General features: G+C 34.4%; 15 protein-coding genes. 7 read left to right on the forward strand and 8 right to left on the reverse strand.

All coding sequences use genetic code 11. From position 1 onward, the window contains the following. Nucleotides 1-180: 180 nt before the first annotated feature. Nucleotides 181-1,800, reverse strand: coding sequence for an FAD-dependent oxidoreductase (locus tag NSQ08_RS15915; protein WP_340776750.1), 1,620 nt, complete (start codon nt 1,798-1,800; stop codon nt 181-183). A 527-nt stretch (nt 1,801-2,327) separates the two neighbouring features. On the opposite strand from NSQ08_RS15915, the gene NSQ08_RS15920 reads away from it, so the two are divergent. The 5 genes from NSQ08_RS15920 (at nt 2,328) to NSQ08_RS15940 (ending at nt 6,888) form a co-directional block, all read left to right on the forward strand. After that, entirely contained in the window at nt 2,328-2,672 is a 345-nt protein-coding gene (locus tag NSQ08_RS15920) for an ArsR/SmtB family transcription factor (RefSeq protein WP_340776753.1), read from the forward strand. Nucleotides 2,673-2,690: 18 nt separating this feature from the next. Beyond that, on the forward strand, nt 2,691-3,689 hold the full coding sequence (locus NSQ08_RS15925) for an NADP-dependent oxidoreductase (RefSeq protein WP_340776755.1): 999 nt from the start codon (nt 2,691-2,693) through the stop codon (nt 3,687-3,689). 177 nt (nt 3,690-3,866) lie between these two features. Next, complete coding sequence (locus NSQ08_RS15930; RefSeq protein WP_340776757.1) at nt 3,867-5,333, forward strand: protein adenylyltransferase SelO; 1,467 nt, start codon at nt 3,867-3,869, stop codon at nt 5,331-5,333. Between the two features lie 275 nt (nt 5,334-5,608). Further along, nucleotides 5,609-6,703, forward strand: a complete 1,095-nt coding sequence (locus tag NSQ08_RS15935; protein WP_001102705.1) for a response regulator aspartate phosphatase — start codon at nt 5,609-5,611, stop codon at nt 6,701-6,703. Beyond that, nucleotides 6,700-6,888, forward strand: coding sequence for a Phr family secreted Rap phosphatase inhibitor (locus NSQ08_RS15940; protein ID WP_016091949.1), 189 nt, complete (start codon nt 6,700-6,702; stop codon nt 6,886-6,888). Before NSQ08_RS15935 ends, NSQ08_RS15940 begins: the two co-directional genes overlap by 4 nt. A gap of 442 nt (nt 6,889-7,330) precedes the next feature. On the opposite strand, the gene NSQ08_RS15945 is transcribed toward NSQ08_RS15940, so the two are convergent. The 5 genes from NSQ08_RS15945 to NSQ08_RS15965 all read right to left on the reverse strand — a co-directional run bounded on the left by NSQ08_RS15945 (nt 7,331) and on the right by NSQ08_RS15965 (nt 10,964). Further along, nucleotides 7,331-7,936 (reverse strand): FMN-binding negative transcriptional regulator, encoded by a 606-nt coding sequence (locus NSQ08_RS15945; protein WP_340776766.1) that lies wholly within the window; start codon nt 7,934-7,936, stop codon nt 7,331-7,333. A 187-nt stretch (nt 7,937-8,123) separates the two neighbouring features. Further along, nucleotides 8,124-8,660: a GrpB family protein gene (locus NSQ08_RS15950; RefSeq protein WP_240380487.1), complete on the reverse strand. Its 537-nt coding sequence runs from the start codon at nt 8,658-8,660 to the stop codon at nt 8,124-8,126. A 24-nt stretch (nt 8,661-8,684) separates the two neighbouring features. Beyond that, nucleotides 8,685-9,032, reverse strand: coding sequence for a DUF4260 domain-containing protein (locus NSQ08_RS15955; RefSeq protein WP_012261366.1), 348 nt, complete (start codon nt 9,030-9,032; stop codon nt 8,685-8,687). Between the two features lie 6 nt (nt 9,033-9,038). Then, complete coding sequence (locus tag NSQ08_RS15960) at nt 9,039-10,430, reverse strand: FAD-binding oxidoreductase (protein WP_002033622.1); 1,392 nt, start codon at nt 10,428-10,430, stop codon at nt 9,039-9,041. Nucleotides 10,431-10,565: 135 nt separating this feature from the next. Continuing rightward, on the reverse strand, nt 10,566-10,964 hold the full coding sequence (locus NSQ08_RS15965) for a DUF2871 family protein (RefSeq protein WP_002033617.1): 399 nt from the start codon (nt 10,962-10,964) through the stop codon (nt 10,566-10,568). A 254-nt stretch (nt 10,965-11,218) separates the two neighbouring features. Here NSQ08_RS15965 and NSQ08_RS15970 point away from each other — a divergent pair, with 254 nt between their 5' ends. Next, nucleotides 11,219-11,722 carry a GNAT family N-acetyltransferase gene (locus NSQ08_RS15970; RefSeq protein ID WP_002033615.1) on the forward strand — a complete coding sequence of 168 codons (504 nt, stop codon included), beginning with the start codon at nt 11,219-11,221 and terminating at the stop codon, nt 11,720-11,722. A gap of 35 nt (nt 11,723-11,757) precedes the next feature. On the opposite strand, the gene colA is transcribed toward NSQ08_RS15970, so the two are convergent. Both colA and NSQ08_RS15980 read right to left on the reverse strand, forming a co-directional pair. After that, the gene (gene colA / locus NSQ08_RS15975) at nt 11,758-14,673 is read right to left on the reverse strand and encodes a collagenase ColA (RefSeq protein WP_340776776.1); all 2,916 of its coding nucleotides are present in this window, start codon (nt 14,671-14,673) and stop codon (nt 11,758-11,760) included. Nucleotides 14,674-14,877: 204 nt separating this feature from the next. Beyond that, nucleotides 14,878-15,555 (reverse strand): MgtC/SapB family protein, encoded by a 678-nt coding sequence (locus NSQ08_RS15980; RefSeq protein ID WP_002066498.1) that lies wholly within the window; start codon nt 15,553-15,555, stop codon nt 14,878-14,880. 312 nt (nt 15,556-15,867) lie between these two features. On the opposite strand from NSQ08_RS15980, the gene NSQ08_RS15985 reads away from it, so the two are divergent. Beyond that, complete coding sequence (locus NSQ08_RS15985) at nt 15,868-16,386, forward strand: GNAT family N-acetyltransferase (protein WP_012261369.1); 519 nt, start codon at nt 15,868-15,870, stop codon at nt 16,384-16,386. The last annotated feature ends 44 nt before the right edge of the window (nt 16,387-16,430 follow it).

Consider the following 16,430-nt stretch of genomic DNA (forward strand, 5'->3'; position numbering starts at 1 on the left):
ATCTAGTAATAGTCAACACTTAAAACTAAAAACTAAAAAAATTCTAATAAAAACAAAAAGAAAGGGGATTAATTCAAATATATTTTTATAATAATAATGTCTCTTCACTACATAATTTTTATTTTGTAAGCTAAAAAAATAGAAGTATTGTCCCATATAGGACAATACTTCCGTAGTTACTTAAAAGTCACCTAATAAATTATCCATTACCTCTCCAAGCACTACATCTGGATTTACTACCTCTTTTTCCGAACGCCATCCTATAAAGCCATCTGGTCTAATTAATACAGCTCCTCCATTCTCCATCCCATATATTTCATTAAAAACATCTTCTTGAGTAATAAAGTCTCCACTTAAACCAACGCGATACACTTTTATATTTACTCTTAGCTTAGATGAAACATCATGTACACCTTTGGCCCAAGCACTATTTTCTACTCCAGTAAATAACACAAAATCGTTACCTAATAAATCAAGTATCGAAACTTCTTTTCCATCATACGTTCCCCAAAAGTGTGGTGCTCGCGTGCCAGGTCTTCCGTTAAACTCTACGATATCCATTCTATGTGGAATAGTGCATTTATCTATAATCGCTTGTGAACAATACTGATACCCAGCAGTTACAGCTAAACCGTCCATATTATTCAAACTGCCTACCTCTCTATTCGCAGCACGAAATAATAAACTACTCGCATAATCCGTGGTTAATTTTGCAACTGGATATCTCTCTTCATGATATGTTTCTAGCAATTTTGGCTTTGCTTTCCCTTTTATAACAGCAGCTAATTTCCAAGCTAAATTATGCGCATCTTGTATTCCTGTATTTGAACCAAATCCCCCTGTTGGCGGCATAATATGTGCAGAATCACCAACTAAAAAAGTGCGATTATCTTGAAATTTTACCGCTGTACTTTCACTCGCTTCCCACGGTAAAACACTTAATATTTCTGGTTCAACATTTGTACTTCCAATTGCTGTTTGAATAATTTGTTTACAGCGTTCTATAGAGAAATCCTCTAATCGTTCCCCTTTTATTGGATCATAAGCTACATGATAAATCCATTTTCTTACGTTATCGACTGGAATGAGCGCACCAAGAACCTCCGGATGAAGTACCATAGAAAAACCAAATGCATCTCCTTGTATAAACTCACTTAAATCAGCTTCAAAATAAATATTCATATAATAGCCACCGATTGTACCTCGCCCCTCGGTACTTATCCCTAGCTGCTCACGTATTTTACTTTTCGCTCCATCTGCTGCGATTACATAGTCACAATGAACAACGCTCTCTTTTTCCGTGTCACGATCTCGAATCGTTGCTATTACTCCGTTTTCCTTTTGTTCAAATGAAACTAATTCATGATAATAAGATAGTTGCCCACCTAATGTTTTCGCTTCTAGTAACATCATCTCTTCTAAAATAATTTGATAACAAGCCGTTTGTTTTGATGGACTAATCTCTTCTATTTTTTGAAGTAACTTTTCATCGTTTCCATACTGAGCGGTCCTCATTTTTGCCAATTCTTCCTTTTCCACCTCAGCTATTGTATTAACTGCTAGTCTTCCTCGGCAATTTTCTAATGCTTTACCCGCTGATTTAATTCTTTGTTCTAAACCTAATTCTCGAAATAACTCCATCGTACGAAAAGTGATTCCACCTGCTTTTGGATGAATTGCAGTAGTCGGGTGCCTTTCAATCAGTAAATAATCAATTTTATGTTTTGCAAGGAATAAAGCAGATGCTAATCCTGATAATCCTCCTCCAACAATTAAAACTGGTATATAATTCGATTTCATATATTTCCCCTCCACATCATTGTTCTGAGCTCAGTGACATAAATATAATCAAAAAAACAACAAAGATATAGACTTATATTTCATTTTAAATTATCATATAGATAGATTACGCCCCAAATTACTTTTATCCTTTCATACATCTACAAGTCACTTAATTTGTGTGTGTATGAAAGGATAAAAAAGAAGGCTTTACTTTGAACTATTCTCTGATATAGACATCAAAAATAATAAAAACATTATAAGCGGTCGTAACCTTGTAAATTATACAAGGTTACGACCGCTTATTTTATTGTTAAATGGCTACCCTTTATCCTCGGCAGACATCGTATTGTTAAATCATTTTCTACCTTTCAACTCCATTATTTTCTATTCCCTATAATAACTACTCCATAATTTTCAATACGTAAAAATAGATTCGTCTCGATTTTCTTTCTCAATATTGCAGCTCATACAACATTCATGTAGCATTACCGTATCGATGTAATGGTTCATCATCTTAAACCTTTCGACTACTTATTGGAGGTAAAGTGATTGAAATGAATAAACAAGAGCAATTAAATGTTATAAAAAAAGGTTTTATTGATTCTCAAAAAGTATTATTAGCAATTGGCGATGAAATTCGTCAAGCTATTTTGTTAGTTCTCATGGAAACGGAATGTCAAACCGGATTACGTGTAGGAGAAATCACGAAACAAACACACCTTTCTCGACCAGCAGTATCACATCACCTTAAGATTTTACGAGAAGCTGGTATTATTTTAATGCGTAAAGAAGGTACAAAGAACTTTTATTATATTGACATACGTACAAAATTAGGATTATTAAAAAACCTTGTATTAGATATTGAGAAGCTACTGCAAAACTTTTATTGAACTTTGGAGGTATAAGAAATGAGAGCAATGGTGATTGATAAGTACGGGAAAGTTCCAATGCGTATGACTGAGATGCCCACCCCTGAAATAAATGAGTATGAGGTGCTCGCAGAAATTCATGCAGCTAGCATTAACCCAATTGATTTTAAAATACGCGATGGAAAAGTGAAGTTGTTACTTAAATATAAAATGCCCCTTATTCTTGGTAATGACTTTTCTGGTGTCATTGTAAAAGCCGGAACAAAGGTGACTCAATTTAAAGTTGGTGATGAAATATATGCACGTCCAAGAAAAGATAAGATCGGTACTTTTGCGGAATATATAGCCATTCATGAAGATGATATAGCCTTAAAACCGAAAAATTTAACTTTTGAGGAAGCGGCGTCGATTCCACTCGTTGGCTTAACATCATATCAAGCATTACATGACATCATGCAATTACAAAAAGGACAAAAGATTTTGATTCACGCTGGATCCGGCGGTGTTGGTACTTTCGCAATTCAGTTAGCAAAAATAATGGGTTCCACTGTTGCAACAACTGCTAGTGAAGCTGGTGAAAATTTAGTAAAGTCTCTTGGCGCAGATGAAATTATTAATTACAAAAAAGAAAAGTTTGAAGATATACTGAAAAATTATGATGCGGTATTTGATACACTTGGCGGTACAACACTTGAAAAATCATTCGATATTATAAAAAGCGAAGGGAACATTGTTTCCGTTTCAGGAATGCCGAATGCTCGCTTCGGTAAAGAATTTGGTTCAGGATTTTTCAAAACACTCTTATTTTCATTAGCAAGCAAAAAACTTACTGCACTTGAAAAAAAGCATAATGCTCAATATTCGTTTTTGTTTATGAAACCAAGCGGAGATCAATTACGTATAATTGCAAAGTATATTGAATCTGGACAAATCAAACCTATAATCGATCGCATTTTTCCTTTTGAAGATACTCAAAAAGCAATGGAATATTCAGAGTCTGGAAGAGCAAAAGGAAAGATAATTGTAAAAATCAAATAATAATAAAACTCCATTTTTTTAAAATGGAGTTTTATTATTTGCTGTTAAATAGACATAGTGCAATGAAGTCCTTACAATAGATTTCAAGGGGAAATATCATATTATACTTTTAGCTAATTTTACAAAGAATACATACGTACAAATACATAATAAAAAAATAAACAAGGAGGAGATAAAATGACTAAAAATAATGAAGCAGGTTGGAATTTAGATAATAGTTATACGACTTTACCACAATCATTTTATACAGAAATCCCCCCAACTCCTGTACACTCACCGGAGTTAATTAAACTAAATAATTCTTTAGCAATATCTCTTGGCTTTAATCCTGAGGAACTAAAAAAGGACGCTGAAATCGCCATTTTAGCTGGTAATACTATTCCAGAAGGAGCTCATCCACTAGCTCAAGCGTATGCTGGGCACCAATTTGGTCATTTCAACATGTTAGGAGATGGTCGTGCCCTTTTAATTGGAGAACATATTACTCCTTCAGGCGAACGGTTTGATATTCAATTGAAAGGTTCCGGTCCAACTCCATATTCACGCCGCGGTGATGGTCGTGCTGCACTCGGTCCAATGCTACGTGAGTATATTATTAGTGAAGCGATGTACGCGCTTGATATTCCAACTACTCGCAGTTTAGCAGTAGTCTCAACTGGCGAACCAATCTATCGCGAAACGAAGTTACCTGGAGCTATTTTAACTAGAGTTGCAAGCAGTCATATACGCGTTGGAACATTCCAATACGCCGCAGCTCGAGGCTCAATCGAAGATCTCAAAGCTTTAGCTGATTATACGATAAAAAGACATTATCCAGAAGTTGAATCTACTGAAAATCCATATGTCGCACTACTACAAGAAGTCATTAAGAGACAAGCAAGCCTTATCGCAAAATGGCAACTCGTTGGCTTCATTCACGGCGTAATGAACACTGACAATATAACGATTAGCGGTGAAACGATTGATTACGGTCCATGTGCCTTTATGGATAGTTATAATCAAGGAACAGTATTTAGCTCTATTGACACACAAGGCCGTTATGCATACGGAAATCAACCATATATGGCTGCATGGGATCTCGCACGTTTAGCTGAATCTTTAATACCGATACTACATGAAGATGAAGAAGAAGCACTAAAAATTGCACAAGATGAAATTTCAAAGTTTAGCGTGCAGTACGAAAACAATTGGTTCCTCGGAATAAAGAAGAAATTAGGACTATTTAGCAATGAAGAGCATGATCAATCCCTTATTGAGAAACTTTTAAAAGCAATGGAAAAATATAAAGCAGATTATACAAATACATTCCGTGCATTAACTGACACTACATTAGAAAATACACCTTTATTTGAAAGTCCTGAATTTAAAGAATGGTACGAGCTATGGCAATCTCGGTTAGAAAGACAAAAAGAATCGAAAGATGATGCATACAAATTAATGAAAAATAACAACCCAGTAATCATCCCTCGAAACCACCGAGTAGAAGAAGCACTAGAAGCAGCTGTTAAAGATGGAGACTATAGCGTAATGGAGAAACTTCTTCAAGCTTTAGCAAATCCTTATGAATATTCTCAAGAACAAGCGGATTACTGCATGCCTCCAGCGCCGTCGAATCGCCCTTATAGGACTTTTTGCGGGACGTGATTATTTAACATAAAAAAGGTGTGTTCATACAAATTGTATGAACACACCTTTTTTATACACTTCCCTTTTAAAAAGACAGATTGAAGCATCTTATAGTTATCCTTACTATATTCCACACTCCCCTCCCTTAAACTAAAGAACAAAACTAACTTTATTCCAATTTGTTTAATAATAAATCCACTAAACAAATATTGAGAAATATAAAACCCCATTTCTAAATATTGTTATTTTTGATAATATGTTTTATAAGAATATTCAAAAAGTGAGGGGATTTCATGAACGTTCAACTACAAGGTAATGAACAAATTACAAAACTATTTAATGATTGGTATTTAGCTATGCTAAAGCAAGATGTTTCACAGGCGACGAATTTAAAGCATGAAATTGAGGAAAAGGAACTACATTTTAAAGAAGACGAAAATTTAGCATTATACTATTCCTTACTAGATTTTCGCTATAAAATTTTAACAGCTAGTTTAAGTATTACAAAAGATAGTTTTGATAAGATAGATTCTTATACTATCTCATCTAATCATCCACTTTCTTATTACTATAATTTGTTTAAAGCGATTTATGCTACTTTAACAACAAATTATAACTTAGCGAGTAAACATTATGAAAAGGCAGAGAAACTATTAGTCAATATTTCAGATAAATTAGAGGAAGCAGAATTCAATTATCGATTCGCTATCTTTAATCAACATTTTTATAAACCTATTGAAGCAATTCAGCAAGCAACAAAAGCCAGAGAAATTTTCATTACTGAAAAAGGATTTGAAATAAAATTAGCCCTTTGTGACAACATAATTGGTTCTTCATGTGTATTTTTAAAACAATATGAACAAGCAGAGGAAAAATTCAATTCTGCTCTTTCTATTTTACAAAAATTCAACGAAAATGCTTTAGTTTTAAGTGTTCGCAATAATCTAGGTTGGCTCTATGCAAGTCAAAACCTTTCTCCTCTAGCAATTCGACATTTATCAGAAGTTACAACAAAAATACCTACACATTTTAAAGCGACCTTTTTACAAGCTAGAGAACATTCTAAACTTGGTGAAATAAATATTGCTGAAGAACTTATTAAAAAAGGATTAAAAGTTTGTACAGAACTAAATAATGAAGAATATATACTTCATTTTAAAAATTTAAATTCATTTAACAATAATGAGTCAACTGAAGATCTAGAAAAAATTATTCTTGAAGGAATTACTTATTTCGACAAAGAATCTTTATATAACTACACTCAAGAGTATTCAGAGAAACTAGCTGTTAAATTTTATGATGAAAATAATCATATAAAGGCGAGTGAATATTTTCATAAAGCGTTACAAGCAAAAGAAAAAACGTTTGAGAAAGGAGCTCTAAAATGATTAAAAAAATTAGTTCTCTCGTTTTAGGATTATCTGTTATTGGTATTGTGTCTATTGGAATAAATAGTTCATTTACATATCAAGCAAGTCATGCCGATCTTCCTGCACCACAACGACCTGATTTTGTTCAATCAGTTGACGTTAGTAAAGACTACAATCCAACAACTGCTGAAAAAACATTTTAATACCAAAGAAATGAACGACCTTCGATTAAGAAGGTCGTTTTAAATGCGCTTATTTTGTTGATGTATCGAGTACTTTTTAATAAACAAATGGTAGCGCAAGAGATACTAAACCACCTATTATTACAACACTTAATAAAGTAATACAATTCCGAATTGATATCCCATTCCTCTAATAAGCTATGCCTCCGGCGGGATTCGAACCCGCACTCCTTTCGTAAGCATAGGCTAAGGGGAACACGCTTCCCTACGGAATTTCACCGACAGGAGTTTCACCTGTCTCAGCTCATTTGCTTTTCGGTGCTTCTGAAACCTTCGCCTTGCGACCCGGTTCTACACTGTTTTCCGGCGCTCTTCCCTTCTAGAGCTACGGAGGCAGTTTTTCTTTCAAGTAAAATATATTTCTACAAAAATAGAAACATCCCTTTGCTTCACATGAAATCCCTTAATCTATTCCTTTCATCAAATCAGCAATCCCCCTGCTCCCTTCACTTCCAACTTTCTCAAGTCCTTCTATAACTAATTCTCTTCTCTCCACAGAATGATTTTGACTTAACTTCGCTTTTCCTTCTATATTATTTATCTTTATTTTGAACCCAACTATTCCCCTACTTAATCCTTCCATATAATTCGGATCTACATCATTCAGTGAGTACGTGCTCTTTGGATTTTCATATTTATGTACTAAATCTTGAAGAGAATCTATTAATTCCTGTTCATCTTCAACAATTTCTAACTCTCCATATACATGGACCGCAACATAGTTCCATGTTGCTACTGCTTTATTTGTTTCATACCATGACGGAGAGATGTAACTATGTGGCCCTTGAAAAATAGCTAACACTTGTTGATTTCCACTATCTTTCCACTGCTCATTTGGACGTGCAAAATGCCCAGATAAAGTAAGTGTTTCCCTATTTAACAATAACGGTAAATGCGTTGCGTACGGTGCTCCGTTATGTTGAGAAAATAAAGTTGCAAAGCTATTTTGTTCAATCATTTCGTACTTCGTCTCTTCATCTTGTATAGTGAAATATTTTGGTATGTACATAAGCTCCCTCTTTTCTTATCTTCTTATTTCCCATTATATTTACGAGATTTATTATTGGGCAGGGACAGATGATAATTGTTTTATAAGGTCAGTGCATATAGTAAAACCTTTGTTTCAAAAATAATAGGTGGCATTATATGATTTCTGCCACCTTAGTCAATTTTTTTATTTATACAAACTCCCTTATTCAACGATCCTTCATAGCTTTTTCTAATACATATTCAATAAATTCCGTTTTACCTAAGCTATAATTTAAGCGATTTTCCGCCGTTTCTGCTAATTCTTTCTTTAGCTTTCCATATTCAATAACAACGTTTGGATTTCCACGAAGATACTCACGAAACGCTACATGTCTTCTTAACTCTTCACTATTCTTATCGCATACATATAAATGATGTTCCATCCAAATTTTATTCTTCCCGTCCCTCGGAACATATTGACCCTTTCTCCCAAAAGCCTCTCTCCCCTTAAAACTCCACTCTTCTTGATGAAAATAACCTACCTGTTCAAGTCTCTTTATTACTTTTGGAAAAACATCATAATCTTCTATTACAACATCGACATCTAATATCGGTTTAGAAGCAAGGCCTTTAACAGATGTACTCCCAACGTGCTCTATAGAAAAAATGAGTTCTCCCATTACGTTATTAATCAACGTCTGTAATTTACAAAATTCACTTTCCCATTGTGTATTATATTTCTCAACAGTAATAAATTGTTTCAATTGACCACCCTTCTCAAATCACTTTTATAACCTCTGAATATGCGTATCCTTAAAATCAGTTTCATACTTCAATCCATACCCAAGCATTCGATCCATTCCAATATGTGCTGTCCATATTAAACCAATCATTAAAATCGTATCCATCTTTAAATAGACCCCTATTAAAACAAGTAATATTGATATGATATATGTGTGAAATAGATTATAAATTTGTGCACCGATACGTTTGTTAATAGCGTACGCCACCATTGCTAAATCAGGTGCAAAAAGTAATACAATAAATAATAACCAACTAAATCCACATAATCCATATATATAAATTGCAGCTAATAAGACCACCAATCCTTCAAAGTGTATAATTCGTTTCTCCAAACTTCATCATTCCTTATCTGTTAGCTTGAAAATTTTATTCGGATTTAAAATATTTTGCGGATCAAGAGCTTTCTTTATTTTCTCCATTACCAATAATGCCGCACCATGTTCTTCTTCTTGATACTTCTGCTTTCCTATTCCAACGCCATGCTCTCCTGTACAAGTTCCGCCACGCTTAAGAGCATACAGTACAATACTTTCATTTATTTCATCCGCTTTTTTCACTTCATCTTTATCATTTGGATCAATCATTAAGAGCACGTGAAAATTCCCGTCTCCTACATGGCCAAGAATACCACCAACAAGGCCCACCTTATCTAACGTCTCTTTCGCATTTTGAATCGCGCCAGCTAACTCTGAAATTGGCACACATACATCTGTACTCATTAGCTTTTTGCCAGGGTAACTATGAACGTAAGAATAAGCTAAGTTATGTCTTGCATCCCATAATTTATTTCTTGCCGCAGTTTCAGTTTCAAAAGCAACTTCTTTACATTTATTATCAAAAACAATTTCCTTCGTAAATTCAATGTCTTGCGTTAGCCCTGCTTCATTTCCGTGAAACTCTAAAAACAGTGTTGGTTCTTCTCTGTAATTTGTTTCATTGTAATGATTTACTTGTTTCATAGATAATTCATCAACAAGTTCTATTCTCGCAATTGGAATGCCCGCTTGCAGTATATTAATAACAGCTTCTACTGCATCATTTATAGTTGGAAACGATGCTCTCGCAGCCATAACATGTTCTGGTATGCCGTATACTTTTAATGTTAGCTCTGTAAAGCATCCAAGCGTACCCTCTGATCCTACGAAAATACCATTTAAATGATAACCTGATGATGACTTCGCCGCTAAATTGCCAGTATGTATCACTTGCCCATCAGCAAGCACCACTTCTAAATCACGAACTTGATCACGCATTACGCCATACTTAACCGCTGTCGTTCCGCTCGCATTCGTAGCAGCCATGCCTCCTAACGTTGCATCTGCACCTGGATCTACACTAAAAAACAAACCGTACTTTTTCAATTCTTTATTGAGCTGAGAACGAGTCACTCCTGGTTGTACTTTCACAAGAAAATCTTTCTCTCTTATTTCAAGTATTTTGTTCATTAATGAAAAATCAACTGTAATCCCCTTTTCATAAGGAATTATATGACCTTCTAAACTAGAACCTACTCCAAATGGAATGACAGGTTTTTTATGCTCACTCGCTATTTTCATTATTGCTCTAACCTCTTCCATCGTTTTCGGAAAAACAACTACATCAGGTAAACTACTATTATGGTAAGATTCATCTTTACTATGTAACTCTCTTACTGTCTTATTAACCACTACTTGATCTTCAGGAAGTACATCCTTTAATTCATTTACTAAACGCTCAATTGTTATTTCCATTACATACTCTCCTTTTATATTATTTACTCTACATTAATTATACCATTTTTATACATAATAATCAGAATAGTTAGATTCCTGAGGTTTTATATAAAAAAAGAACTTGCAGTATTCCCTACAAGTTCTTTTTTAAAACTATATTTTAGACGATTTTTTCAATAAAATCATAAACCAAACTAAAGTAAATGCCATCATAGAATGAGAGAACCCTACAATATAAGTTAACCCTTTAAAGTCCGCTCCATTTAGTTGAAGAAGTCCTCTCGCTGCTAGCGAACCTAACATTAAAGTTAATGCGATATTATGTAAAATAAACCAGTTATTAAATCCTTTCACTTCATGAAACGCGAATACTTTCGCTAATCCTAAAGCAATTAAAAAGAAGAAAAAGCCAAGTACTAACGTATGCGTATGCAAAAGATTTAATAAAGTAGAGCCTAAAATCCCTTTATATTTCCCATACTCCCTAGCAAATATTCCTGACAATAAACCGATAATCAAATAAGTAAACGATGCATTATATAATTTCTTCATTATGTACCTCCTTGAGTAGAATGTGTAGTGTGTCATATTTAGTAATAATGATAGTTATATAGTAAAAACTCCTAGTTTCCTAGGAGTCATTGTATAAGTATCTCACTCTTTACAATTAATCCTAATTATAAAATATCCTTTTATACAAAACAATCGAACTTTATGTGAACAGTAACTCTCAATTAAAATAACTTGCACTTTTATTTCGCACAATCCATACTAATTGTTATAACTTTTAAAGGTGGTGCAATAGATTGATAGTTCTTGAAACTGAAAGACTCACTCTTCGCTGGCTCGATGTAAAAGATGCTCCGTTTATTCTTGAATTAGTAAATGATCCTGCATGGATTCAATTTATTGGTGATAAAGGCATTAAAAACTTAGAAGATGCAAAAAAATACATCTTAAACGGACCCGTCGATATGTACAATAAAATGGGCTTTGGTCTTTACTTAGTTGAACGAAAAGAAGATCTCACTCCACTTGGTATGTGCGGCCTTATTAAAAGAGATTCATTAGAAGATGTTGATATCGGCTTTGCTTTTTTAGAAAAATTCCGTTCAAAAGGGTACGGCTATGAATCAGCTGCTGCAGTAATCGAATACGGTGTACAAAAGCTCGGACTGAAACGAATTGTAGCAATTACTTCTATAGATAATGTTGCTTCAGGCACGCTGTTAGAAAAAGCAGGATTGCGATTCGAAAAAATAATTTCAGACTCAGGAGAAAATCTAAAATTATTCGGGTATAACGCATAACAAAAAAGGGTCGCCATTCATGGCGACCCTTTTTTTCACTTCACTTCTACCGTATAATTCCCTGTTCCACCACCATACTGGTATACATGTAAATAGTACTTCCCTGGATACGTATAGTAACTACCTACTAATTTATTTCCTTGTTGCTGTGCATACGTAACATAATTATTTAAATCTGCTTCTGAATAAAGAACCCAGTTTACTCCGATATTATTTTCCTTCGTTACATTAATTTGAAGGTTTTTCGCAGTTTCTACATTTATTTCAAAGTAATCACTCGTATCACCGTTTCCTAAACTAGCACGTAAAACTTGATTTAACTGCAGTTTATTTGCCGTTTGGAATGAATTATTTGGCTCTTTTTCTACACTGTTATCTTCTTTCTTTTGAACCGTTACACTTGTTGTAGCAGTATTAGTTAACCCTTTATCGTCTGTTACTGTTAATTTCGCTGTATACGTCCCTTCTTTTGTATAAACGTGAGTTGGATTTTGTTCATTACTTACAGTACCATCACCAAGCTCCCATTTATAAGAAATAATTTTCCCATCTTCATCTTTTGATCCATCGCTTTTAAACGAGATCGCTTCATTCGTATGTCCGCTATACGGACCATTTATAACCGCGACCGGCGCTTTATTCACTGCACCTTCTTCTGTATTAATACCGTGGAACACAACATCATATTCAAATTGCCCTGATGCATTCACACGATAATTCACAAAGTATGCTGTTACAGTTTTATAGCCTGTCCATTCTTTTGCACTTAAACGTTTTAACGTATCATTAACGTTTTGCGTAATTGTTTTCCAGTCTTCATTTTCTCCTTTTGCAGCAGTACCTGTATACGTTCCTTGCAGTGTAAATGTATTAAAGAATTGTGATTTATTTTTCTTTACTGATACATTACTTAATTTTGCTTCCGCTGTAATTTCTGCGGCAATATCTGAAACTGGTTTCGGTGCATGAGTTGCTAAATAATCATCTGACACTAACGGAACATTATATTTCTCACGGTTGTCTACTAACATTTGCATATAGTCTTGATACTCTTTATTTAAATTCGCATCTTTACTTAAAGCAGAGCGATATGCATCATATGCTGTTACATCATTTTTCCTAATAAGATCATGAACTTTATCAAACATATCGTATCTCTTATTGTACATATACGATTGTAAAGCAAAGGAATAATTATAGAAATCCCACGTTCCATACTTTGCATTTAACGTTCGCTCTGCGGTATAACGTTCTGCTGGATTCGAAGATAGTCCTCCTATAATACTCTTTCTTAGAACGACGTTGTCCGTTCTCGTTGCACCTGCAAAAAACTCAGCATTCCCTTCTTCAAACCAAGATAATCTCTCATTCTCATACATCTTACCTTGTCCCCAAAGTCCTGGCACTTCATATCTACCTTGTAAATAATGCGTGAATTCATGTCGGAACAATTCTTCTAAACTATAAATACTTTCTTCTGGCGTACGTTCATAAGTAAAGAACGTACCTGTTCCTTCTATATAAAGACCGCCGTTATTCGTTTCATACCCGTACAATTGACGATTAAATTGATATTCAGCCGGGCTATTATAAATAACCATCGTTAATACATCATCTGGATTTCCTTTTTCTAACGGTTGGTCACTTTCAACCGTACGATGGAATTGTGCCTTCACTTCTTTTGCTGCCCAATATAAACGTTTAACTTTCTCCTCAGTCACTTTATCTCCCGCTTTTAAAACAATTGCACCATCATCAAACGTATACGTTTTCGGCAAATACTTTTTCTTCCCATCTTCTCGTATTTGATCTAAATTAACAACGTTACCGTTTGCATCTTTCCCGCCATAATTCGTCGTAATTTGCTCAGCTGCTACGAAATATTGCTCACCTAAATAAGGATAGATTTTCATCGCATCTGTTACAACTTGTAATCCTTTTGTCCCTGTACTATGGAATGTGCCGAGTCTACCTGTATAATAAATTCCATTATTAATAAGCCATCCGTTTTTCTCTGTAATCGTTCCCATTAACGCGAATCTACTTAATTCATTAATATAGCTATCTATTTTTTGGTACCATACTGTATCTTTCGGTGCTTTTCTCGTATCGTACAAATACGATTGAATATCGTAATCAACACCTTGCATAATATCGTAAATCGCATTTCCAGCTGAAAGATTATCTACCAATGTAGAAAAATTATCATTATATTGCTTAAAAATCTTTGCAGCCGATGTTATCGTTTCCACATCACTCGAAGCATTTCCTATTAATTTCCCATATGATGATACAACTTTATTTTGTTCTAACGTACCGAGTTTGAAATTTGGATTGTTCGCAATCGTTTTTAATGCAGGTAAGCACTTGTCATGATAGCTACGTTCATTTAGTTTACTTAATTCTGTATTATAAAATCCTAAATAAAACCCTGATCGTAAAACTTCCACTAATGTCTCAATCCCTTTTGAATCGTCTTGCGTATAAGCCTGTCCTTGCTGCTTCAATTTATCAATAATTGCCTGCATCCTACTATCATTTTGATAGAATGCAAGACTGTCCTTATTAAACTGAAATAGCCCCGTAATTTGCTCCCAATCGATTGTTACAAGTAAATCTACTAATTGTTGATTGCTTAATTGATTTAATTCAGCAATTGTATAAGTTTTCGCTACAGCTAATTGCTTACTTTCCTTTTTTACTTCAGGCGGTCTTTGCGATAAATCAGCAAATTGTAGCCTTTTCTCAAAAGACTTGCTTTCTAATACTTTCGATGAATGAGCTAATTCTTCCACGGGCAGTTGTACACCAACCGGCTCCATTTTTAGCACATTTCGATATGAAACTTGCTCTCCCTTAGTATCTTCCGCCAATATGCTTCCTTGAAAACTCCCTAACATTAAACTAGCAAAACTTACCCCTACTAAAACTTTTTTTGAATAGCCTTTCATGCTCTCCCCTACCTTACATTTTTTAGTGTCCCGCTCCATTATTTTACTATTCTGACTATTTATTCTGTATTGAGAAAAAATAAGGGAACGTTCACACATGTATCCATTCAAAGCGAAATTAACACTTGACTTCACATTTGATTCATGTCAAAAAAAGGATAGATAATAGCGAAATTCCTGCTACATCTATCCTCTATTTCAACACTATGATTTTAACTTTATAAACGTAATTTCCGGCAATGTTTGCATATGCTGAATAAATGCATTCTTTTCTTCTGACGATATATTTTTCAATTGCATTCCTACCTTATAAACTATTTCTGTATCTTGCTGTAAAGCTTCAACTTCATATGAAAGTATTGGAATACCTTTCACTCGTAGCGTCTCTACTATTTGTTGTACCGCTTCGTGTTTATTTATACACATTTGCACCGTTATATTTTGCGGAAATAAAAATTGCACCTTAAAAATACGACTTACAATCTCTAAACCAATCAAAACGAGAATCATCGCTCCAATCCCTACAACATACATACCTGCTCCAATTGCTAGCCCTATTCCTGCTGTAGCCCATAAACCAGCCGCTGTCGTTAATCCTTTCACTGCCTGCTTTTGAATAATGATTGTACCTGCACCTAAAAATCCAACTCCACTAACAACTTGCGCTGCAATCCGGCTCGGATCAAGAGCCATATGTTCTTCAAACACAATATCCGAAAAAGCATATTTCGAAACGACCATTATTAAAGCACTCCCTACGGCTACTAGGAAATGTGTTTTTAATCCAGCTTCTTTTGAGCGAATTTCCCTTTCAATACCGATTATCGCCCCTAACAAACCAGCAACACCGATTCGTATAATAAAATCAATATGTAAGCTCACGAGCACTTCCCCCTTTTATTCATTATAGAGAGATAAAACAAAAATTATCACATGCATCTACCCATCGATATAAAAGCATTTTATTAAAATACATTTAATATCCCAGTGATTTTATGTTAATATTTTAAATATTAACATAAATAAAACAACCTACTTCTCATACAAAAAAACTTTAAAGTTCAACGTCTAACTTATTTTCAGTTAAAAATGGCATATGAGTTGCGTGAAATGAGGTTGAGAAAGTCAGGAAGCGCTTTCATTTTATATCATAATTTTTGTGAAATAAACATAAATAAAAGGAGCTTACTAACAATGAACATCTCTTTACTTACACCTACTACTGATTTACAAGAAGAATACTTAGATTTTTATAACGAATGGAAAGATAGCGGTGAAACGATGATTCCATGGGTTATTTCAAAAAATCCTTCTAATTTCACGGCAATGATTCAAGAATTACACGACGCACATAACGGAATAAATATTCCTGAAACTTGGGTACCAGATTCTACTTATTGGCTTGTTACAAATGAAAATAAAATTGTAGGAGTTGTTAATATTCGTCATAGTTTGACGGAGCATTTATTTAATGCTGGAGGCCATATCGGTTATGGTATTCGCCCTTCTGAAAGAAGAAAAGGTTATGCTACAAAGTTACTAGAGTTATCATTAGAAAAAACGAAAGAATTAAACATCACGAAAGCACTTGTCGTTTGCGACGAAGTGAATACTGCTTCAGAGAAAACGATTTTACATAACGGCGGTCTCCGTGATGATGATTTCACTGAAGAAGATGGGAATGTTGTGAGAAGGTATTGGATTGAGCTCTAAGTAATCAAAAACAAGCCAGAAAGTGATTAAACACTTTCTGGCTC

Source organism: Bacillus sp. FSL E2-8887 (genome assembly GCF_038007205.1).
GTDB classification, from domain to species: Bacteria; Bacillota; Bacilli; order Bacillales; family Bacillaceae_G; genus Bacillus_A; species Bacillus_A mycoides.